At 63.2% G+C, this 20950-nt stretch carries 17 protein-coding genes and 1 pseudogene; 8 read left to right on the top strand and 10 right to left on the bottom strand.

The genetic code is table 11. From position 1 onward, the window contains the following. The first annotated feature begins 290 nt into the window (after positions 1 to 290). Both fdhD and SAZ10_RS29360 read left to right on the top strand, forming a co-directional pair. The gene (gene fdhD / locus SAZ10_RS29365) at positions 291 to 1115 is read left to right on the top strand and encodes a formate dehydrogenase accessory sulfurtransferase FdhD (protein WP_318613002.1); all 825 of its coding nucleotides are present in this window, start codon (positions 291 to 293) and stop codon (positions 1113 to 1115) included. Further along, positions 1105 to 1365 carry a formate dehydrogenase subunit delta gene (locus SAZ10_RS29360; RefSeq protein ID WP_318613001.1) on the top strand — a complete coding sequence of 87 codons (261 nt, stop codon included), beginning with the start codon at positions 1105 to 1107 and terminating at the stop codon, positions 1363 to 1365. Before fdhD ends, SAZ10_RS29360 begins: the two co-directional genes overlap by 11 nt. On the opposite strand, the gene SAZ10_RS29355 is transcribed toward SAZ10_RS29360, so the two are convergent. The 4 genes from SAZ10_RS29355 to SAZ10_RS29340 all read right to left on the bottom strand — a co-directional run bounded on the left by SAZ10_RS29355 (position 1362) and on the right by SAZ10_RS29340 (position 4352). Continuing rightward, the gene (locus SAZ10_RS29355; protein ID WP_318613000.1) at positions 1362 to 1790 is read right to left on the bottom strand and encodes a type II toxin-antitoxin system VapC family toxin; all 429 of its coding nucleotides are present in this window, start codon (positions 1788 to 1790) and stop codon (positions 1362 to 1364) included. The two genes, SAZ10_RS29360 and SAZ10_RS29355, sit on opposite strands and share 4 nt — an antisense overlap. After that, on the bottom strand, positions 1777 to 2037 hold the full coding sequence (locus SAZ10_RS29350; protein WP_318612999.1) for a type II toxin-antitoxin system VapB family antitoxin: 261 nt from the start codon (positions 2035 to 2037) through the stop codon (positions 1777 to 1779). Before SAZ10_RS29350 ends, SAZ10_RS29355 begins: the two co-directional genes overlap by 14 nt. A 150-nt stretch (positions 2038 to 2187) precedes the next feature. Further along, positions 2188 to 2958: a slipin family protein gene (locus SAZ10_RS29345; protein ID WP_318612998.1), complete on the bottom strand. Its 771-nt coding sequence runs from the start codon at positions 2956 to 2958 to the stop codon at positions 2188 to 2190. Beyond that, positions 2955 to 4352 (bottom strand): nodulation protein NfeD, encoded by a 1398-nt coding sequence (locus SAZ10_RS29340; RefSeq protein ID WP_318612997.1) that lies wholly within the window; start codon positions 4350 to 4352, stop codon positions 2955 to 2957. Before SAZ10_RS29340 ends, SAZ10_RS29345 begins: the two co-directional genes overlap by 4 nt. A 201-nt stretch (positions 4353 to 4553) precedes the next feature. Here SAZ10_RS29340 and SAZ10_RS29335 point away from each other — a divergent pair, with 201 nt between their 5' ends. Beyond that, positions 4554 to 5324, top strand: a complete 771-nt coding sequence (locus SAZ10_RS29335) for a hypothetical protein (protein ID WP_318612996.1) — start codon at positions 4554 to 4556, stop codon at positions 5322 to 5324. 74 nt (positions 5325 to 5398) lie between these two features. Here SAZ10_RS29335 and SAZ10_RS29330 read toward each other — a convergent pair whose 3' ends face one another. Together SAZ10_RS29330 and SAZ10_RS29325 are read right to left on the bottom strand one after the other, a co-directional pair. Beyond that, positions 5399 to 6679 (bottom strand): amidohydrolase family protein, encoded by a 1281-nt coding sequence (locus SAZ10_RS29330; RefSeq protein ID WP_318612995.1) that lies wholly within the window; start codon positions 6677 to 6679, stop codon positions 5399 to 5401. A 115-nt stretch (positions 6680 to 6794) separates the two neighbouring features. Next, the gene (locus tag SAZ10_RS29325; protein WP_318612994.1) at positions 6795 to 7376 is read right to left on the bottom strand and encodes a Pycsar system effector family protein; all 582 of its coding nucleotides are present in this window, start codon (positions 7374 to 7376) and stop codon (positions 6795 to 6797) included. Positions 7377 to 7514: 138 nt separating this feature from the next. Between SAZ10_RS29325 and SAZ10_RS29320 the strand changes: the two genes are divergently transcribed. The 5 genes from SAZ10_RS29320 to SAZ10_RS29300 all read left to right on the top strand — a co-directional run bounded on the left by SAZ10_RS29320 (position 7515) and on the right by SAZ10_RS29300 (position 17076). After that, positions 7515 to 11261 (top strand): FecR domain-containing protein, encoded by a 3747-nt coding sequence (locus SAZ10_RS29320; RefSeq protein WP_318612993.1) that lies wholly within the window; start codon positions 7515 to 7517, stop codon positions 11259 to 11261. A gap of 273 nt (positions 11262 to 11534) precedes the next feature. Beyond that, entirely contained in the window at positions 11535 to 13493 is a 1959-nt protein-coding gene (locus SAZ10_RS29315) for a CHASE2 domain-containing protein (RefSeq protein WP_412535320.1), read from the top strand. Positions 13494 to 14251: 758 nt separating this feature from the next. Beyond that, entirely contained in the window at positions 14252 to 15163 is a 912-nt protein-coding gene (locus SAZ10_RS29310) for a S1C family serine protease (protein WP_318612991.1), read from the top strand. Between the two features lie 234 nt (positions 15164 to 15397). Further along, positions 15398 to 16120, top strand: a complete 723-nt coding sequence (locus SAZ10_RS29305) for a methyltransferase domain-containing protein (protein ID WP_318612990.1) — start codon at positions 15398 to 15400, stop codon at positions 16118 to 16120. A 2-nt stretch (positions 16121 to 16122) separates the two neighbouring features. Beyond that, the gene (locus SAZ10_RS29300) at positions 16123 to 17076 is read left to right on the top strand and encodes a hypothetical protein (RefSeq protein ID WP_318612989.1); all 954 of its coding nucleotides are present in this window, start codon (positions 16123 to 16125) and stop codon (positions 17074 to 17076) included. Positions 17077 to 17199: 123 nt separating this feature from the next. Here the strand turns inward: SAZ10_RS29300 and SAZ10_RS29295 are convergent, their stop codons facing one another. The 4 genes and pseudogenes from SAZ10_RS29295 to SAZ10_RS29280 all read right to left on the bottom strand — a co-directional run bounded on the left by SAZ10_RS29295 (position 17200) and on the right by SAZ10_RS29280 (position 20925). After that, positions 17200 to 18627, bottom strand: coding sequence for an FAD-binding oxidoreductase (locus SAZ10_RS29295; protein WP_318612988.1), 1428 nt, complete (start codon positions 18625 to 18627; stop codon positions 17200 to 17202). A 206-nt stretch (positions 18628 to 18833) separates the two neighbouring features. Further along, positions 18834 to 18935 (bottom strand): annotated as a pseudogene (locus tag SAZ10_RS29290) (type II toxin-antitoxin system VapC family toxin); the annotation flags it as partial. Between the two features lie 38 nt (positions 18936 to 18973). Then, positions 18974 to 19219 (bottom strand): type II toxin-antitoxin system VapB family antitoxin, encoded by a 246-nt coding sequence (locus tag SAZ10_RS29285; protein ID WP_318612987.1) that lies wholly within the window; start codon positions 19217 to 19219, stop codon positions 18974 to 18976. Positions 19220 to 19323: 104 nt separating this feature from the next. Continuing rightward, positions 19324 to 20925, bottom strand: coding sequence for an FGGY-family carbohydrate kinase (locus SAZ10_RS29280; RefSeq protein ID WP_318613007.1), 1602 nt, complete (start codon positions 20923 to 20925; stop codon positions 19324 to 19326). Positions 20926 to 20950 lie beyond the last annotated feature (25 nt).

The raw sequence follows: 20950 nt of genomic DNA, 5'->3' as shown, positions 1-20950 counted from the left end.
GAAAAGCGCATGCCCCGTCCCCTTTCTGAGTCTCGACAACCAGAAGGTAGACGGAAAATCCCCGTCTTGCGGGGCATGCGCCTGCGGCATTTCGATTCACCAGAAATTTTCCCCGGACAGCCCTGCCGTTTATGGGGAGAAGGTGGCCCGAAGGGCCGGATGAGGGGCAGCGCCTCCCCTCGAAGGTTCGCGCCGCCCCTCATCTGCCTCCTGAGCTTGCCGAAGGACGGCATCTCCCTCGTCCCCGTTTCCTGGACAATCTCGGAACGGGGAGAAGAGGGTTGTCATCAATGACCCGCCCCCCGATCACCTCCACCTCGCGCCTCGCACGTCGCGCGAGCGGCATGTCGGCGGCCAACCGGATGGTGCCGGAGGAGACGCCGGTGGCGTTCTCCTATGCCGGCACGACGCATGCGGTGATGATGGCGTCGCCGGCCGATTTCGAGGATTTTGCGCTGGGCTTCTCCCTCACCGAGGGCATTGTCTCGTCCCCTGACGAGATCGAGGCGATCGAGGTCGAGGATCTCGGAGCCGGTATCGATATCCAGATCAGGCTGAAGGACACGGCCAACACGCGCTTCGAGGCAAGGCGCCGCCGGCTCGCGGGGCCGGTCGGCTGCGGGCTCTGCGGCATCGAGTCGATCGAGGAGGCCATGCGCTCGGTCGGGGACGTTCGTCAGCCCGCACTTACGCTTGCAGCCGGCGACGTCACGCAATCCGTCAAAATGCTCTCCAGGCTGCAGCCCTTGCATGCCGAAACCGGTGCGGTACATGCCGCCGGCTTCTATGTGCCCGGCAAGGGCATCGTTGCCGCGCGCGAGGATGTCGGCCGCCACAACGCGCTCGACAAGCTGGCCGGCGCGCTGGCGAGATCCGGCATCGAGGGGCCGAGCGGCGCAGTGGTAGTGACGAGCCGCGTTTCGGTCGAGATGGTGCAGAAGACGGCGGCTGTCGGCGCGCCGATCATCATTGCAGTCTCGGCGCCGACAGCGCTCGCCATCCGCACAGCCGAGGAGGCCGGCATGACGCTCGTCGCGCTCGTCCGCGGCGAGGAGTTCGATATTTTCACGCACCCTCAGCGGGTGACGACTGGAGTTGCCAAGCATGTCGCATGACACGAAAACGACAGCGGAGAAGCTCGTCTATATGGCGAACCAGATCGCGGTCTTCTTCCAGTCGATGCCGCATGACGAAGCGGTCGCAGGCGTCGCAAAGCATATCAATGATTTCTGGGATCCACGCATGCGCCGCCAGTTCTTCGAGATCGTCGAGGCCGGCGGCGCCGGCCTGAAGCCCTTGGTGCTGGAGGCCGTCGGCAAGATCAGGCGGCCAGCGCAGGAGCAGAGGCCGGTCGCGCGAGTCTAGGCAAGATCGGTTTTAGAAAAGTCATTGCCCTTATAGATCAGGGGCAGCCGATGCGATTTCGCAGCGGCATAGGCAAAGCAATCTCCAAGGTTCAGGTCGGCGGGATGGCCCGCGAGCTTGCCGTAGCTGGCCATGGCATCAAGCGCGCCAGAGCCGACGCGGGTGTCGATCACGAGTTCGCGTGCCTTCGTCACTTCAATGAAGGCGTCAACGAGCGTGCGGGCTTCTGCAATCGCTTCGGCTCGGTTCAGCTTGCCCGTGGTGGCATGAGCGCGCGTCTTCACCACGGCAGCCACCGCCTCGAAGCGGACCATAGGCGACACGTAGAGTTGCCCCCCTGGTTCGCCAAGCCGCTTCTCCAATTCCTCGAATCCGGGCTCTTCGTTCAGGATCGCGACGATGACAGAGGCGTCAACGAAACTCACTACCTTCCTCCCACAGCTCATCCATCAGCTTCTTCAAGTCAATGTCATGAAGCGGCGGGCCAAGGCGCTCGCGCGCCCTCGTCCGCAGTGCAGTCAATTTTTCGCGGAGCGGGATTTCGGCCTCGATGCGCTGCAATTCGTGCTTAAGCGCAGCACGCACCGCAGCGGTTTTCGTGCGCGCCCCAAGCCGAACCCTCACTTGTTCGGCCAAGTCGTCAACGGTAGAATCTTTTATGTAGAGAGCCATGGGATATCCATATAACTCCATTTAGATATCCCGTCTAGCATCACGGACCGAGGACACGGCAAGCTTCCCCTCGCCTAGCATTTCACCGTCGCGAATGGTCACAGGCCTTCACCAGATCACGATATTGGCGTTGCGAAATCCGGCACAGACTCACTTTCCCGCTTCGGTGCGGGAATTCGGCTTAAAATGCCCTAGCAGGTCCATTGGCACCGGGAAAACCACCGTCGATGACCGCTCGCCGGCGACGTCGTGCAACGCCGCGAAATAGCGCAACTGCATCGCCTGCGGCTCCTTCGCAAGCATCCTGCCGGCTTCGACCAGCTTCTCCGCGGCCTGTTGCTCGCCCTCTGCGTTGATCACCTTGGCGCGCCTGAGCCGCTCGGCCTCGGCCTGCCTGGCGATGGCGCGGACCATGCTTTCGTTGAGATCGACATGCTTGATCTCGACATTCGTTACCTTGATGCCCCAGGCGTCGGTCTGCTGATCGAGGATCTCCTGTATGTCGCTGTTCAGCTTGTCGCGTTCGGCGAGCATTTCGTCGAGCTCATGCTTGCCGAGCACCGAGCGCAACGTGGTCTGGGCAAGCTGGCTGGTCGCGGCCATGAAATCCGCGACCTTGATGATCGCCCGTTCGGGGTCGACGATGCGGAAATAGAGCACCGCATTCACCTTCACCGAAACATTGTCGCGCGAGATTACATCCTGCGAGGGTACGTCCTGCACCACGACCCTGAGATCGACTTTCACCATCTGCTGCACGAAGGGGATCAGGATGATGAGGCCAGGGCCTTTCACGCCGGTGAAACGCCCGAGCGTGAAGACCACACCGCGCTGGTACTCTCTCAACACGCGGACGGCCGAGGAGAGGAACAGAATCACGACAAGCGCGATCACCAGATAGACGAGCAAGGTCAGGTTCATGATCCTTCTCCATCGCTTTGCCTGAGCGCGGCCCGGCGCCGAACCTGCAGGGTCAGGCCCCTGACGCCGATCACCTCGACGCGCTCGCCGGGCATGAAAGGGCCCTCGCCTTCGGCCCGCCAGCGCTCACCCTCTGCACGAGCGTGCCCCTTGCCTCCGGACCAGTCGAGGATTTCGGCCGCCACCCCGCGCATCGACGCCGCCCCGACGCGCGGCGGATTCTTGCGGGTGGCCCAGACATAGCTGCCGGCCAGCAGCGCGAGGCCGAGCGTCGCCGCCGCGGCGCTGCCCATGATCAGCAGGGAGATGTGGTATCCCGGCGCCTCGACCCTGAGCAGCATTGCTGCGCCGAAAAGAAAGGCGGTGACGCCGCCCAGCCCGAGCACCACCGTCGGATTGATGGCTTCGGCAACCAGGAAGGCGATCCCAATGACCATCAGGCCGAGGCCTGCGTAGTCGATCGGCAGCAGGTTGAGACCGTAAAGCCCGAGCAGCAGGGAAATCGTGCCGATCACACCGGGAGCAACCGCGCCCGGGGTCATGAACTCGATGGCGATGCCGTAGACGCCGACGAGCATCAGGATGACGGCGGTGTTCGGGTCGGTAATGACCGAGAGAAGCTGGATGAACAAGCCGGGCTCGAACATCTCCACCCGCAGGCCCTTGGTTGCCAATGTCAGCCGGCCGCCGGCCGTCTGGACTACCTTGCCGTCGACAAGCGCGAGAAGCTCCGTCGTGTCGCCGGCGATGAGATCGATTACGCGCTCCTTCAGCGCCGCGCTCGCCGACAGACTCGCCGCCTGGCGGACCGCGCTTTCGGCCCAGTCGGCGTTGCGGCCGCGCAATTCGGCCAGGCTTCGGATGAAAGCGACCGAATCATTGGTGATCTTCGCTGCCATCGTATCCTGAGGCTGCGGCCCGGGCGCCCCCTTGTCCTTGCCCTCCTCACCGTCCTTGCCGCCCGGGAGGAACGATGGCGGCCCGCCGATCTCGACCGGCGTCGCGGCGCCGATATTGGTCCCGGGCGCCATCGCCGCAATATGCGTCGCGTAAAGGATGTAGGTCCCGGCGCTGGCAGCGTGTCCGCCCGACGGGGTAACGTAGCCGATGACCGGAACGGGCGAGGCGATGATGTCGGCGATCATCTCGCGCATGCTGGTGACGAGGCCGCCCGGCGTGTTGAGCCTGAGAATCACCACCGCGGCCTGCCGTTCCCTCGCGGCGGTAAGTGCCTCGTTCAAGTACCTGGCGCTCGCGGGGCCGATCGCACCGTCAATGTCGATGGCAAGAGCGAAACCGGGCTTGCCGCTCTCCTGCCCTGCAACGGGTGGGGAGGCGACAGAAGCAAGCGCTGCGAGAGCCGCAGCGAAAAGGGCCGCGCATGCCAGTTTCACGGCCAGGGCTCCATGATCAGAATATGGAGTCCTCTTCCGCCGAAATCCACAAGATATCCGCTAGCCGCCGGCCGATCTCCCCGTGGAGGAATGCCCGGCAAGACAGGCATTCGAGGGCTATTTCTCCGCAATTGCGGTCGCCCCGGGCAATCCCCGCCGCCAGTTCACCAATGCTTCATCCGATGCTAAAGTGCATCCGCTATGTCGCGTCTTGTACAGTTCTGTGTAGTGTCGTCGCTGTTCCTCGTGGGCAGCGGCGCGGTCGTGCACGCCTTTGACCGACGTGTCGACCCAAACGTGGTCAGCGGCGCCGACACGAGTTTCGCCTTCACGCCCAAGAACATAGAGGCGCTGAAAGACGGCGCGGATCACATTTTCTCCGACGAGAAGCCAGACCTGCCGCCCGAATACGCGTCGGCCATGACCTGGTATCGCGTCGCGCTCGAAGGCGGCTACAAGCAGGCGCCGATGGTCGCCTCGCCCTGGTCGCGCGACGACCAGTTGCCGGAGCCCCTGCACTGGGCCTGGATCGCCGACAATGGCGACCTGATCACCCGCATCGGCAAAGGTACTTTCCGCATGTCCTTCGCCGACAACAAGAGCAACTGGTTCGAGGATGTCGATTGCCAGCTGTCCGCCTGGCCCGGCGGCGACACCCAAGCGCCGATGGTCTGCGCCGACGGCAAGGAGCGCAAGATGCAGATACCGGGCGACGGGGTCATCGTCGTGGACGACCGGCAGTTCACGCGTGTTTTCGATTCCGACGACACGACGCTGCCGCCCGATGAGGTCACCGATATTGAGGCCGCGACCGCGCAGGCGGTCAAGTCGTTGCTAGGCGGAAATGCCCCTCCATCGGAAGCCGCCGGCGCGGCCGCACAGTCCGGCTCGGCGCCTGCGCCCAAGTCCTCCGGTCCCGTTGTCCTGCCGAATGTAGCGCCGATTCCGCCGTCGAAAGCTGGGCTGTTCTAGCTCTTGTTTTGGCGCGTGATCCTGTCCGAAAAGTCTGCAACTTTTGCTGCGCTGACCTTCGGTTCGGAGTCATGCTAGCCCGCCCTATGCCGCCTGTTCACGTTTGCCGGCCGCCCCGGCAGCGCAAGTCTGGTGTCCTGCCTCTGCCGCCTCGCGACAATCTTCCCCTTGGCGATCACACATAGCCGCTCTGGTCTCAACCTGATTGCCTCGATCGGGTTTCCTGCATCCAGCACGACGAGGCTCGCCTGCTTGCCCACCGCAAGGCCATGGTCTTGAAGACCCATGATCTCTGCATTTACCGCTGTGACCATGTCGAAGCAGCGGCGCATGTCGGCAGGGCTCGTCATCTGCGCGACGTGCAGGCCCATGAAAGCGACGTCCAGCATGTCTGCCGTCCCCAGCGAATACCAGGGGTCGAGCACACAATCCTGGCCGAAGCCGACGCGGACGCCGGCCTTGATCATTTCCGGAACGCGGGTGAGCCCACGCCGCTTCGGATAGGTGTCATGGCGGCCCTGGAGCACGATGTTGATGAGCGGGTTGGGGATCGCCGAAACACCCGCTTCGGCGATGAGCGGCAGGAGCTTCGAGACATAATAATTGTCCATGGAATGCATGGAGGTGAGGTGCGAGCCGGCCACCCGGCCCTGCAAACCGAGGCGTTGAGCCTCGTAGGCGAGCTGCTCGATGTGGCGCGACAGCGGATCGTCGGTCTCGTCACAATGCATATCAACCATCAGGCCGCGCGCCGCCGCAATCTCGCAGAGCTCCGTCACCGAGCGGCGCCCGTCGGCCATCGTGCGCTCGAAATGCGGGATGCCGCCGACCACATCGACGCCGAGGTCCAGCGCCCGTATCGTGTTCTGTCTCGCGTTCGGCGAGCGGTAGAGGCCGTCCTGCGGAAACGCGACGAGTTGCAGGTCGATATAGGGCGCGACCAGCCTCTTCACCTCGAGCAGCGCCTCCACCGCGAGCAGCCGGTCGTCGCAGACGTCCACATGGGTGCGGATCGCCAGCAATCCCATTGACACTGCCCAGTCGCAATAGGCAAGCGCGCGCTCGCGCACCGCCTCATGCGTCAAGAGCGGTTTCAGTTCGCCCCAGAGCGCAATGCCTTCGAGCAGCGTGCCGGACGCGTTGATACGCGGAATGCCGTAGGAGAGCGTCGCATCCATGTGGAAATGGGGGTCGACGAAGGGCGGCGAAACAAGGTTTCCCGTCGCGTCTATGAGCTCGCCGGCTTCCGCCGCGATCGCCGGCTCGATTGCCGTGATGCGGTCGCCCGAAATGCCGATATCGGCCCTCCCCCCGTCAGGCAGGACGCCGCCCTTGACGATGATGTCGAATGCCATGTTTCGCCCTCCTGATTAGGCCGGATTCGTGGGTGGCCCTACAAATGCGCGCCTGGATTGGTTTGTCTACGCAGGTTCTTACTGCAAGAACCCCGGGATCGTTTTCGGAACGTCCCTAAGGAGTTGGAACGGCCGAGCCCACCACGAGGATTGCCAGGTAGGCCAGCACCGCCACGATCAGGCCCCTGAAGGAATGGCTCACATGCCGATATTTCGAGCGGTTGATCATCGCCAGATTATCGACGTTGCTCAGATACTCGTTGAACAGATAGTTCGGATCACGCGAGTCATGCGCGGCGATGAACATTTCCCGGTTCGCCTTCCATCCGCCCCAGTAGAGCGAGGTCGATTTGGCGCGGTGGCGCGGCAGGACGACGAGGATCGCGCTGACGAGCGAAATGGCGACAGCGACGGCAAGAATCGCCGAAGATATCATCAGCGGCCATTTGCCGCTCATGTAGCGCTCCATCTTGAAGACGCTGCTGCCTTCGGCCGAAGAGACCAGGAAGGCCAGCATGAAGGTGAAGATGAAGGCCGCCTTCTGGTCGGCGATCTTGATCTGGTCGTAATAGACCGAGTTGATTTTCTCGAGATGAACCAGATACTCCCGCGCATCCGCCTCGGTCCCCTTGAAAGCAGGCTTCGCTTGGTGGTCTGCCCCCTCGCCCGACGGGCTGGTCTTGGTGCTTTTCTTCATAAGTTTAGCGTGTCTGCCTGATGTTGTTGCCGAATTGTCGATGAATGCCGGATTCACGCTCGGCCGGCAAACGGAAATCTTGACAGTGGGAATTTGCTCTCCAATAACGCCCGCCGGGGTGGGGAGACAATCTCACATATGCGCAGTTTTCTCTCGGCACTGACGGCGGCAGCGCTTCTCAGCACGGCTATCCCTGCCTCCGCGGAGGTCGTTCAACGCGCCTCGACGCCGGCCGGCTCGGTGATCGCACGCAAATCCGGTGAGGAAGTGCTGTTCATCGACCTGCCGCCCTGGCGCAGCGTCGACATCAAACAGGACCTCCTGCCCGGCGACATGCTGCGCACCAACGCCACCGGCAATCTTGCCGTTCTGTTCGCCGACCACACCCAGATCCGCATGGCGCGCAATACCACGCTGCTCGTGAAGAAGGTTGGAGCCGCGGAGGATACGGTGCTCGGCCTGCAGGCCGGCGCGATCTGGGCGCGCGCCGAGCGCGGCGGCCAGGGCCTCACCATCGAGACGCCTGCAGCGGCGGCGGCGATCCGCGGCACGGACTGGTCGATGACAGTCGAGGGCGACAAGACCTCGCTGATCGTGCTCGAAGGCGTGGTCCAACTCTCCAATGAACTCGGCTCCGTCAGCGTCGCTCGCGGCGAGGCCGCAGTTGCCCGGATAGGACAGGCACCGACCAAGGTCGTGATCGTCGACCCGAAAGACCGCGAGCAGATGCTCTTCTACCTGTCGCTTCGCAATTCCTTCGGGTGGATGCCGGTCTCGCCGCTCTCAAGCCCCGAAATGCGCCGCGAGAGATCGCGCGTCGCGGCGATTCCGGTACTAGCACGCAGCGCGGAAGACTGGCTGACGCTCGCCGAAGTTTCGCTTTCCTATGACGGCAAGCAGGCGGCGCTCGACGCTGCAGCACAAGCGCGCAAGTTCCAGCTGTCGCCATCTCAGAAGGCGCGGCTCGACCTGATCGACGCGCTCGCCGCCGGCTCGGAGCAGAAATACGGAGAGTCGGCAAGGCTGTTCGAAAGGGCGGCGCCTCGGCTCGATGCCAAGCGCAGGGCAATTGCGCTTTACGGCGGCTATTTCGCTCGGGCGCTCGCCGATCCGAAGCGTGTGGAGCGGCCTCCCACCATCGGGGACGGCGGGCCCTATGCCGCCCTTGTGGAAGCCTGGACCGCCGGCTTCCTGAAGGATATCCCGGCGGCGATCGACGTCATCAAGCGGGCCGAAGCGCGCTATCCGAACGATCCGTCCTTGCCTGCCGCTCGTGCACAGCTCGCACTTCTCGTCGACGACCGCGACCAGATCAAGGCGGCCGTCGACCGCTCCCTCGCCATCGACCCGGACGACTCGACTGCGCTGGAGGCCCGCGCCAACTACAAGGCCGGGATCAAAAGCGATCTCGACGGCGCGCTTGCCGATCTCTCCCGCGCCGCTGAAATCGCGCCGGGATCGAGCTCGGTCTGGAACGCGATCGGCAACATCCAGAGCTCGCGCAATGCCGAGCGCGAAGCGGAAGCGGCCTTCAAACGGGCGATCGAGCTCGACCCTTACGACCCTGTCTCCTACGCCAACCTGGCGATCCTCTATCTCGACCAGGACAGGGTCAAGGAAGCCAAGGCCTTGATCGACAAGGCGATGGCCGTCGACCCCTCCTTCGACATCGCGCTTGTCGCGCGCGGGCGTTACCACCTGCAGACCGGCGAGATGGACAAGGCCATGCAGGATCTGCTCGCCGGCTCCACCGCCAACCCCGCCTATGCGCAGGCGCTCCTCCTGCTCGCCGGCGGCTACTACGAGAGCGGACAGCTTGAACCGGCCGAGCAGGCGCTGGAGAATGCCGATCGCCTCGACCCCAACGATCCGGTCACCACCAGCGTCGAGACGGCGATCGCAATCGACGACTACGATTCCGACCGCGCGATCGAGAGCGCGCAGGAGACGCTGCGGCGGGCCCAGGCCCGCGGCGGCAACTTTGCCTCGCTCAGCGCCAATCGCGATGCTGGATCGCTGCTCAACGAAGCCTTCCGCCTGCAAGGGCTCAATGCCTGGGGCCGCTACTATGGCGACGTGACCTTCGACCCGTTCGCGGCGACCGGCTATATCGACCAGGCGCTAGCCGGCAGCGCGGCTTCCTTCGCGCTCAATCTCGGCCATGGCAGCCTGCTGACGGACCCAGAGTCGAACAACTCATCCTTCTCTGCCTTCTTCCAAGGCCTGATGCTGGATCCGCTGATGCTGTCCGGCCGGTCGCGGACAGCGAACCTCTTCCGGCGACCGTTTGTCGAAGGCTCGATCGGCGGCGGCTTCATCAACAACGGCGAGACTGAAGGCCGGGGCCAGGACTGGGGCTGGACGACCGAAGGCGAGGTTCAGGGCTATATTGCCGATCCCGTGCCGTGGAGCTTCTACGGACAGGTCAATGCCGAACGTTCGAAGGATTTCCGCCAAGGCTTCACACCTGGCCTTGCGGACCCGACTTCGCAGTTCGACCTTCAGCTCCAGAACGTCACCGGTACGGGCTATATCGCGGTCAAGCCGACGCCGAACGATCGCGTCGTTGCGTATGTGAACCTGAACGAAAACAAGCCCGATCTACTGGATGGCGTGGTAGCTTTGAACCCACCGGTTCCGTTCAGCTACCCCACTCCGTTCGGTTTTTCGATCGACGCCCTGATCCGCGGCGGCACTTACGACAGAACCGTCGAAGACAAGACTGCCACTGCGGGTCTCGGGTGGAGCCACACATTCGGATATCGCAATGTCGTCAACGCTGCGGTTTTCGCCACTGGATTCGACCGGAGCAGCAACGAAAGCGGCGTAATCGTCAACGATACGATCTTCGGTCCGGCCGGCTTGGACAGTTCCATCGAAGGCCAGGTCAAACAAACGTCCTATTTGGCCGCAGTCGGCCACGCTTATGGCGTGGGTGATCTGACCTTCAGATATGGCGTCGAGGGAGGCACTCTGGACTACGAAGCGTCCAATCTTCAGACGTCGACGTTGGTAATCCGAGGCTTCCCCATCCCGCAGGATCCCATCAGCGAGCGTCAGGAGCTCAACCTGACCTTGGGCCGCGCCTATATAGACGCGCTTTACGAGATCACGCAGGATCTGAAATTCGAAGCTGCGGCGTTCGGGACCAGCCTCAATGGCGATTCGCTCTCCACCGATCGTTTCGAGCCGCGCCTCGGCGTGGCCTGGGCGCCCGCCGAAGGCCAATGGCTGCGCGCGGGCTTCATGAGGGAGTCGGCGTCATTCACCAACACCACCCTGGCACCAATCGGCGTGCTGGGGCTGCAGTCCAACCAGGTGCCGCTCGCGCTCGACGGCTATTCCGACACCTTCATCGCGCGCTGGGACGCGGAGTGGACCAGCCGTTTCTTCACAACTGTCGATTACCAGCACCAGAACCTGACAAACATTTCCATCCCGCAGCCGGCAACAATCGACGCCACACCGCTGAGCGACGGCACCCTCGAGCGCGTGAGCGCGACAGCGAATGTCTGGCTCGGTCACGGTTTCGGCGCGTTCGGAACTGTCGCCTGGCTGGATTCCAAGAACAAGACGCCCGGCTTCGACGGACCTATTCCTTTCGTTCCCGATATGTTGGGGCGCGTCGGCATAAGCTGGGTCAACCCGATCAACCTCAAGGTCACGCTCGCCGCCACCTATGTGGGCGAAAGGGACGGCGACCTGTCCGGGACGACGCTAGCCGAGTACTGGACGGCTGATGCCTTCCTCACCTGGGAGCCCTTCGATAAGCGATTCGAGCTCGACCTTGCGGCCTACAATCTCTTCGACCAGGAGTTCGAAGTCGCCCCTTCCATTCCCGGCTGGGGTCGCTCGATCGTTGGTTCGCTGAAGGTCAGGTTCTGACGTGGGCACGAGGGCACCAGCCCTAACTCATCGAAGGCGGGCGGCGCTGCTTACCCCCCTCTGTCCTGACGGACATCTCCCCCTCAAGGGGGGAGATTGGCTGTCTTGGATGGTTTCGCCAATCTGCGGCGCTGCCGATTGGCGAAATCAAAGCGGCCGTCCGATCTCCCCCCTTGAGGGGGAGATGGCCGGCAGGCCAGAGGGGGGTGCGAAAGGGCGCGACGTCGCTATTGCAGGCGCCCTCCCTTGAGCCGCCTAGCCGCCCTCCGTTCCCTGCTCACCAATCGCCGGCGGGCGGCGGCCGAGCAGGCGAACCGCTGGCGCAGCATTGGCCTGATCGCCATCATCACTATTGGGGTGCTCGGCTCCATTGCACCGACCGAGCCCTGGAAGCTGATCGAGGCGCGTGCCTTCGACTACCTGTCCACGCTTCTGCCGCCTGAGGTCGCAGACGATGCCCCGGTCATCGTTGCAATTGACGAACCCTCCTTCGCCGAAATCGGCCTGCAATGGCCCTGGCCCCGCAGCCTGCACGCAGATCTGGTGAAGGCGCTGCGCGAGGCCGGCACAAAGGCGATCGGGCTCGATATGATCTTCGCCGAGCCGTCTACCGACGCGGCGGCGGATGCAGCGCTTGCCGCCGCGCTTGGCCCCGACGTGACGCTCGCAGGCGACCAGACGGTGATCGCAACGCCGCAGGCCGATCAGGTGATGCGGGTCGAGCCGCTGCCGGAACTGCTCGCGGCCGGCGCCATGACGGGCATTGCCTCCATCGCGCTCGACAATGACGGCACGTTGCGCCGCATCCCCCGCTATCCCGACGGCTTTGCCGCCGTGCTCGCAAAAAGCGCGGGCGTCACGCCCGCCGACATCCCCGATGAGGCGCTGCTTCAGACCTTCGGCCCGGCGCGCAGCTTTCAGACCGTCTCCTATTACCAGGCGCTGAAGCCGGCCGAATTCCTGCCCAAGGATTTCTTTCGAGGCCGGGTCGCGATCGTCGGGCTGTCGCTACAGTCGTCCCCTTCCGCCGAAGCAGGCGGGGCGGACAGCTACGCCACCTCCTTCACGCTGCGCAGCAAACATCTCGTCGCCGGAGCCGAAATTCAGGCCACCATCTACGAAAACATCACCAAGGGCCTGTTCATTGCCACGGCATCGCCTTTCCTGGTTGCAGCTCTCACAATTTTCGCTGTGCTTGCCGCAGCGGTCGCGATCTGGCGCAACACAAGCTGGGTAACCGCGCTCTTTGCTGCGCTTGCAGTCGCCGTCTCAGTCGCTGGGAGCTTTCTGCTTCTCCGCTTCGCCCAGCTATACGTACCGCCGGTCGCGCCGGCGTTTGCCTTCGTTGCAGTCGCGGCAGCACAAACTGCGCGTGATTACGCAGCCGAACGGCGTTTGCGGCGCAGCATCACCCGCGCATTCCAGCAATATCTCTCGCCAGTGCTCGTCGACCGCCTCGCCGCCGAGCCCGCGCGGCTTCGCCTCGGTGGCGAGCGCAAGACGCTGTCGATCCTGTTCAGCGACGTGCGCGGTTTCACCACCATCTCCGAAGCGCTGAAAGACGAGCCGGAGCGATTGACCACCCTGATGCACCGGCTGCTCAACCCTTTATCGGCGGTCGTTCTCTCGTGTGGCGGCACGATCGACAAATATATCGGCGATGCCATCATGGCTTTCTGGAACGCGCCGCTCGACGACCCCGACCATGCGGTGCATGCGGTCGAAGCCGCCCTCGGCATGCTGAAGGCTCTCGATGCGCTCAATGACGAACTTGCGAAGGAAGCGCAGGCCGCCGGCGAGGAACCGATCTGGCTCGCCATCGGCGTGGGCATCAACACCGGCGACGTCGTCGTCGGCAATATGGGCTCGGAGCACCGTTTCGACTATTCGGCGCTCGGCGACGCTGTCAATCTCGGAGCCCGGCTCGAAGGCGAGACCAAGAACTACGACGTTCCCATCCTGCTCGGTGAGCTCACCGCCGAGCTCGCCGCCGCGCGCTTCACGGTCGTCGAGCTCGATCGCATCAAGGTGAAGGGCAAGACGCTGCCGACGCGGGTTTCGACCGTGGTGCCGGAGGCTGACGAGGATGCGCTGGCCATCCACAAGTCAGTACTCGATGATTTCTATTCCGGCAGGCTGAAGCCGTCCGACGAAAGGCTGGACATGCTTCAGGAACGATTACCGACGCTGAGGGGCTATTACGGCAAGCTACGGGCGCGCCTGAAGGGGTGATACTGCGCCGAGGGTCCCCTTCCCAGGGTAATCGCCTATGAGGTCGACCCCCACTCCGGTTCGCTTCGCGAACCACCTCTCCCCCGGTCGACGGGGGAGAGGAAGCGCCGGCCGCAGCGGCAGGCGCCCTTCCTCTCCCCTTTTTGAGGGGGAGAGGTGCCGAGCGAAGCGAGGCGGAGCGGGGGTCCGCGCCGCCATATGCGATTGCCCTGCTTTGAGTTGGGATGCTGTGGCGACGAACGAGTTGATCAGGATGAACGCGCCCGCCTGGAGAACATCACGATTTCTGCCCCGCGCCTGGGCGGTCTGTGCTCGGCGAGTGTGACTTCGTCTATCAATGCGTCAAGTGCCTCCCTCACAATGCTGCTGGTCTCATCGTCCCCGCGAGCTTGGAGCCAGGCTCCTTCCAGATATTGGCGCAAGACGGCGAAATCGGTTTCCATGGTGCCTCCATGTATGCCCGCCGCGATCCGAACATTAGCAACGCCCAATAAGGAAAATGCAAACCAGCTCCCTTGAATTTGATTTAAACTACAAGGGGAAGGCCCGAATGGCGGCCGAGACGAAAGCAGCTATCCAACGGCCGGCCGCGGTTGCATTCGGCGTCCGATGGCAGGCTGATCAAACGCGAGCACACCGATCTGTCCGCCAGTTGGTACTTGCATGAGGGCTGCCAAGCTTTACCTAATCAGGTAAACCGATAACCGGCGGCCGGCGTCCACGGCCTTCGCCGCGAGCGCGTCGCTAGGGAGTATTGCTTGGATATCGCGCGCACCCTGCAGTCGATCGTGGCTGTACACTCCTCGATACCGGAGGACGGCTTCACGGCCGATATTCTCGGCACGGAACGCGCCGGAAGCGGCGTGGTCATCCGCGAGAGTGGGCTTGTGCTCACCATTGGCTACCTGATCACCGAGGCCGACAATGTGTGGCTGACCAGCGCCGGCGGACGCGTCATTCCAGCGCACGCGCTCGCCTACGACCAGGAGACGGGATTCGGGCTGGTACAGGCGCTCGGACCGCTCGAGCTCCCGGCCTTGGATCTCGGCGACGCAGGCTCCGCCGAGCTCGGCGATCCTGTCGTCCTCGCCGGCGGTGATCGCGGTCAGTTCGTGCATGCGCATATCGTCGGCAAGCAGGAATTCGCGGGCTACTGGGAATATCTGCTCGACGAGGCGATCTTCACCGCGCCGGCACATCCGTCGTGGGGCGGTGCCGGGCTAATCGGGTCCGATGGCAAGCTGCTTGGCGTCGGCTCGCTCCTGTTGCAGGGGCTCACCAGCGACGGGACGCAGCAGGACATCAACATGGTCGTGCCTATCGACCTCTTGCCGCCCATTCTCGACGACATGCTGAGTTACGGCCACGTCAACAAGCCGCCGAGGCCGTGGCTTGGTATCTATTCGGCCGAAAGCGACGGCAAGGTCATGATCATCAACGTGGCCGAGCGCGGCCCAGCTGCCGCGGCCGGCCTGCGGCGCGGCGACATCATCTCCGACGTTCGCGACAAGGAAGTAGACGGTCTGGCCGATTTCTACCGCAAGGTCTGGAGCAGCGGGCCTGCAGGAACCGAAATCCCCATCCAGGTCGTGCGCGACAACCGCAGCATGTGGCTGCGGGTCAAATCTGCTGACCGCGACAGCTTTCTCAAGAAGCCGCGCCTGCAGTAACTCCAAGCCGCAGACGAACATAGATCACAACACCGGTTGGAGGGTCCAACCCGGAACTGCGGTGTTCGTCCTTCGCGACGATCGGGCAGCCGCTAGGTTAGATCGCGCTGGAAACGATCGGCATTTTGCGCGATGATCTCTGGCCGGCCCGTTGGCGACAGGCAGCTGACTATCCCGGCATGAGGGGCGACTCCGGCCTAGGCTGCGGTCATCCCACCTTCGGGGCACGAGCAGATGGACGCCCGAACGCTCCTCGCCAATGCCCTTCGTAAAGCGGCGAGGAAACTGGATCACGGCGATTTTGTAGCGGGTCTATATCCGCGGCACTGTCCCATCTGCGGATACGATGGAGAGTTCGCACCCCATGGAAGAACTCCGCGCCCCGATGCGATGTGCCCAAGCTGCCATTCAGTCGAAAGGCACAGATTGCTCAAACTCCTGTTTGACCATGACAGCCTGCTTCCTCCCAATGCGCGCTTGCTTCACTTTGCTCCCGAGCAGGCTGTCTCTCAATTCGTGCGGCCGCTGTGCTCCGAATACGTGACTGCCGACCTCTTCCGCGATGACGTCGATCTTAAGCTCAACATAGAAACGATCGACCTGGCCGATGGAAGTTTCGACGGCTTGATTTGCTCGCATGTCCTCGAACATGTCGATGATGGCGCCGCCCTGCCGGAACTGTTTCGCGTTCTCAAGACGGGCGGCGTTGCCCTACTTGCGGTGCCGATGGTCGAGGGATGGGACACGAGTTACGAGGATCCCAACATTACCGACAGGCGCGATCGGCGGGTACATTTCGGGCAGGAGGACCATGTTCGGCGATATGGGCGTGACTTCCGCGATCGGGTGAGACGGGCCGGCTTCCTGCTGACCGAATTTGTCGTGGATGGCGCCCGTTCCGTGAAATACTCCATCACCCCCGGTGAGCGGATCTTTATCGCAAGAAAGCCCTCCTGATTATGGACCTCGCAGCCTTCTCGGGTCACGGCTACGTTCTGATCGGCGGTCTCATCCTGGTTGGAACCGGGCTCATCATCATTTCGCTCGTCTTCAACTACCTCGTGGCGCACAGCGTGCGCCAGGACGCGCGGCATCGCGAGAAGCTGCTGGAATATTACCGCAACACCTTCTCCCAGCTCGGCGTGATCCTGATCGGCATCGGCGTGTCGCTCTTCATCTTCTTCTTCCAGCAGAACTATCAGGACCAGCGCAAGCGCGAAGCCGAGCTCCAGCAGGTCTTGGCCAAGATGGCATCCCGTCTCGCCCGCGGCGCAGCAGTCCTCGAATCCTTGAGCGAATTCGATCCGCTGCTCGACGACGGCGGACCCTATGTCGATCCGGAAAAAGGCGGAGCCAACGGCGCCACACGCGTCCATGGACCGGAGCTTGCGAGGCAGGTCGCCAATATCTTTCTTGTCGAGCGCGATGTCGATGTTCGAGGCGTCGAAATCATGAACCTTTCCGAAGACTTCCAGTCCTCTTTCGTGGTCAACGAGATCGATCCTACCCTCTGGTTCAACATCGTCAGGGACGAGAGCGACATCAAATATGCCAGCACCCAGCTCGCCTACGACTACAAGGACCTGCACGATGCGATCGGCGACGGAGCTGTGGAGGCTGCGGTCGCAAATCCGGAAAAGGAGCAGAAGATAAAGCGGGAGGTGCTGGACGTTCTCTGGGATGCCGATCTCCTGCGTCAGCGCAGCCGAAGATTCCTCGGCAGGGCATGTTGGCTGTTCAGCAAGGGGCAGGACTTTATCGCGTTGAAGCCCGCCGACCAGATCGAAGCCGATGCCAGGTCACATCAGGAGTGGCTCGATCGATCAGAACCCGTTCTCTCGCAAGTGAAGTCGGGAAGCAGCAACTGCTTCACGCTGCTGCACTACAACCGAGCTTCTCAAAGCGAGGGATGAGCAGGCAGAGCTGCGGCGGCCACCAGGGGCGCAGTGGCCGCCGCTCCGGCGATTCGACAAGCGTGTGACAGAGCATCGGACCCGATGGGGGGCCTGTCGGTAGAATCCGATGCTCAAAGCGCCTCAGGTCTTCATCGGCCGGATGTTCTGGTTCGCGCGGAAGAGGTTGCCCGGGTCATAGCGCCACTTGACCTCGCGCAGACGATGATAATTCGGGCCGTAGACCTTCTCGATCCGGTCGCCTTCGTCCTCGGGCATGAAGTTCACATAGGCGCTGCCGAGGGCGTATTTGCCGGCCTCATCGAAGAGGTCGCGTGCCCAGCCGATACAGGCAGCATCCTCCCTCGCTTCGCGCCAGCGGGTATGCACGTTCATGGTGTAGTGCGCATCGCGCTGCGGATAGGCGGTGGCGCCGATCGGAACACGACTCATCGCGCCTCCGACATGAGCGACGAACACTTCGCATTCCGGGCCAGGCAGCTCACCGACTGCCTTGATCAGCGTGTCGATCAATCCTTCATCTAGGCGATCGAAGTCGTGCGTCTTCCAATAATTCCTTGCGCCAGGCGTAAGCAGAGGGTCGAACGCAGATTGCCAGCCGACGAAAGGATGCGGCGAGACGACGTCGACGATCGGCTTTCCCAATCCGCGCAGCTTGGCCATCGCTTTTTCCCCCGCGGCCATGTCGCCAACCCAGCACATAGCAAGGATCAGCACTTCGCGGCCATGCCATTCGGCCGGCAGGAAGGGCAGCGGCGGCGCCTTGCGCATGACAGACCAGCAGGTCAGCTCGTCGGGCGCCTCCGACAGCAGCGGCTGATAGGCGGTGAGGATCTTCTTCGCGTCCGCAAAGGGGTGCACCACCAGACCCGAGAGCACCTCGGGCCCGACGCGATGGAGCTTGAATTCGAAATTGGTGACCACGCCGAAATTGCCGCCGCCGCCGCGCAGCGCCCAGAAGAGGTCCGCATTGTCAGTCACGCTTGCCTTGACGAGCTGGCCGTCGGCTCGCACCACGTCGGCCGAAATCAGGTTGTCGATCGTCATCCCGAACTTGCGGGTGAGCCAACCGAAGCCGCCCCCAAGCGTCAGACCGGCGATGCCCGTCGTCGAGTTGATGCCTGTCGGAAGCGCCAGCCCGAAGGCCTGCGCCTCGCGATCGACATCGGCAAGTGTCGCACCCGGACCGACATTCATGCGCGTCGCCTCGGGATCGACCCGCACCCACCGCATCGGAGACAGATCGATAAGCAGGCCGCCCTCGCACACGGCGCTGCCGGCGATGTTGTGCCCGCCGCCGCGCACAGCGACGACAAGGCCGTACTTCTTTGCGAGCTCGACGGCGCGGATCACATCGGCCGTACCCTGGCAGCGGATGACGAGGCCCGGCCGGCGATCGATCATTGCGTTCCAGATCGTGCGGGCTTCATCGTAGCCAGGGTCCGTCGGCGTGCAGGCCGAGCCGCGCAAGCCGGCTCTCAATGCATCAAGCTCTTCCGGCGGAATGACGATCGGCGTCGCGCCAATCGTCGAAATGCTGACGTTGGTCATAGGGTCCTCCCGTTGGAGTGCACGGCACCGATCCTCCGACCATCGAGAGGCATCACGGCTGCCGTGGTCACTGACCCATTAGCCCTCCAGCATTTCTATCGTTTTTCAGGACCGTCCAACAAATGTTTCAATTGTTTCAGCCGCAGGGGATGAATCATCCTGCAACAGAAGCTGTGGCCATCTTCAAGTAGGCATGCACCGACGGGCTAAGCAGCTTCTATGTCGGTATGACCGAAATCGTTGCCCTTGTAGAGCAACGCCAGGCGATGCGACTTGGCACAGGCATAGGCGAAGCAATCGCCCATACTATTGAGGATCGCCACGATGGCGGACGCATCGATGAACATTACAGATCATCTGAGAGATCATCGCTGAAGGCCTTCATATCAAAGGCAGGGTTCGGAAGTCCAAGCGCGCGACCTTTTGCCTGGATAGCAGCAATTCGCTCCATGAGCGGCTTGTTGCGCTTTTGGCGTCTGATTTCGTTCGCCAGCGCGGAACACACGGTCTCGGTCTTGCTAGAGGCATTGGTAAGTCTCTGCAATTCATCTACCAGGGCATTGACGCTGTCGTCGCGAATATAAAGCGGCATTCCGTCCTCCACGTGGCATATTCATACCAGATATCTGGATATCCCCCAATGGATATTCAACGTGGCTCCATTGGGTGCTCGACCACAGATCGCCCTGACTGCATCTACCCCAGCACGTCCAATTGTCGCCGCTGCCGATGCATCTCCAGGAAGATGCGGTAATCGCGCTCGAAGCGTTCGCGGGCCGCAGGGTTCGGCTTGCGGGCCACGCCGCCCTGCTGCATTCCTGCACAGGCCGCGGCAAGGTGGGGATAGAGGCCGGCGGCGGTGGCGGCGACCATCGCGGTGCCGCTCAGCGTCGCATCCGTGGCCTGCGGCTCCACCACCGTGCAGCCGGTCGCGTCGGCATAGAGCTCCATCAGCAGCGGGTTGCGGGTGTGGCCGCCAGTCACATGCAACGTGTCGATGACGAAGCCTCGCTCGTTGAGCGCATCAAGTATGTGGCGTACGCCGAGAGCGATCCCGACGCAGCTGCGCCAATAGAGCTTGCAGAGGCTGTCGAAGGTGGCATCAAGCGCGAGCCCGCTGATCACCCCGACCGCATGCGGGTCGGCGAGCGGCGAGCGGTTGCCGTGGAAATCGGGCAGCACATGCAGGCGCCCGGCGAGGTCGAGCCCCTCGGCCTGCCTGAGCTCCATCACGCGCGCGGCGATCTTCCGGTGCATGGCTGCGTCCGGCTCGCCGCCTGCGCGATGCCAGCGGATCAGATGGTCGAGCAACGCGCCGGTCGCCGACTGGCCGCCCTCACACATCCAGAGCCCCGACAGCGTCACGCCGAAATAAGGCCCCCAGACCCCGTTGAACGAGCGCGGCTCGGTGGCCATTGCCATCACGCAGCTCGATGTGCCGGCGATGAGCGCAAGATGCCGGTCAATTGTTGCGGTATCTCCGATGAAGCCGGCGAGCACCCCGAGGGTGCCGGCATAGGCGTCGATCAACCCCACGCCGACCCGGCAGTCCGTTGTCAGACCGAGCGCGACGGCCGCTTCTTCGGTGAGCGGGCCGAGATCGGTTCCGACAAGACTTGCGCGTTCTGGCAACCCGCCACGTTCCAGCATGTCGCCGATGCCGACGGCTTCGAAGAAATCGCGACGCCAGCCCGGCTCCCGATGGGCGAGATAGGTCCATTTGCAGGCGAGCGTGCATTGCGAGCGTGCCGCCGAGCCTGACGCCCTCCAGGTCAGGAAATCGGCAAGGTCGAAGAAGTGGCGCGCGCGTGCCCATGTATCGGGCCGCTTCTTCTTCAGCCACATCAGCTTCGGCGTCTGCATCTCGGGCGACATGACGCCGCCAAGGTGGTCGAGCACGTCATGGCGGGTCGCCGTGCACTGGTCGGCCTCATCGAGCGCGCGATGATCTAGCCACACGATCGTGTCCCAGCGATCGCCACCTGAGGTCGAGACACCGAGCTGCGCCCCGTCGCCTCCGCGCACGACCAGCGAGCAGGTCGCGTCGAAGGAGATGCCGGCGACGTCGGCCGGGCGCACGCCGGAATTGACGAGGGCGCCCTGCACGGCGCGGCACACGGAGCGCCAGATGTCCTCGGAATCGTGCTCGGCATGGCCGGACTTCGGCTGGTTCATAAGAATGGGGTGCTCGGCGCGACCGAGGAGCGTGCCCGCGCTATCGAGGATGCCGGCGCGGGCGGAGCCAGTGCCGACATCGACGGCGCAGACGTACTTTCCGATCGAGGTCGCGAGCGTCATCCGGGCCCCCTCCACCGCCTTCGGC

The organism is Mesorhizobium sp. BAC0120, from assembly GCF_033542235.1.
GTDB lineage: Bacteria > Pseudomonadota > Alphaproteobacteria > Rhizobiales > Rhizobiaceae > JAWRCU01.
Note: the sequence above shows the minus strand (reverse complement) of the source record. Positions and strands in the feature narration are given on the sequence as shown.

Coding starts and splice junctions, on each gene's coding strand:
- SAZ10_RS29335 (WP_318612996.1), top strand. CDS start 4,554: ATGTCGCGTCTTGTACAGTTCTGTGTAGTGTCGTCGCTGTTCCTCGTG.
- SAZ10_RS29285 (WP_318612987.1), bottom strand. CDS start 19,219: ATGCCGCTTTATATTCGCGACGACAGCGTCAATGCCCTGGTAGATGAA.
- SAZ10_RS29295 (WP_318612988.1), bottom strand. CDS start 18,627: ATGACCAACGTCAGCATTTCGACGATTGGCGCGACGCCGATCGTCATT.
- SAZ10_RS29360 (WP_318613001.1), top strand. CDS start 1,105: ATGTCGCATGACACGAAAACGACAGCGGAGAAGCTCGTCTATATGGCG.
- SAZ10_RS29300 (WP_318612989.1), top strand. CDS start 16,123: ATGGACCTCGCAGCCTTCTCGGGTCACGGCTACGTTCTGATCGGCGGT.
- SAZ10_RS29325 (WP_318612994.1), bottom strand. CDS start 7,376: ATGAAGAAAAGCACCAAGACCAGCCCGTCGGGCGAGGGGGCAGACCAC.
- SAZ10_RS29280 (WP_318613007.1), bottom strand. CDS start 20,925: ATGACGCTCGCGACCTCGATCGGAAAGTACGTCTGCGCCGTCGATGTC.
- SAZ10_RS29305 (WP_318612990.1), top strand. CDS start 15,398: ATGGACGCCCGAACGCTCCTCGCCAATGCCCTTCGTAAAGCGGCGAGG.
- SAZ10_RS29345 (WP_318612998.1), bottom strand. CDS start 2,958: ATGAACCTGACCTTGCTCGTCTATCTGGTGATCGCGCTTGTCGTGATT.
- fdhD (WP_318613002.1), top strand. CDS start 291: ATGACCCGCCCCCCGATCACCTCCACCTCGCGCCTCGCACGTCGCGCG.
- SAZ10_RS29330 (WP_318612995.1), bottom strand. CDS start 6,679: ATGGCATTCGACATCATCGTCAAGGGCGGCGTCCTGCCTGACGGGGGG.
- SAZ10_RS29350 (WP_318612999.1), bottom strand. CDS start 2,037: ATGGCTCTCTACATAAAAGATTCTACCGTTGACGACTTGGCCGAACAA.
- SAZ10_RS29320 (WP_318612993.1), top strand. CDS start 7,515: ATGCGCAGTTTTCTCTCGGCACTGACGGCGGCAGCGCTTCTCAGCACG.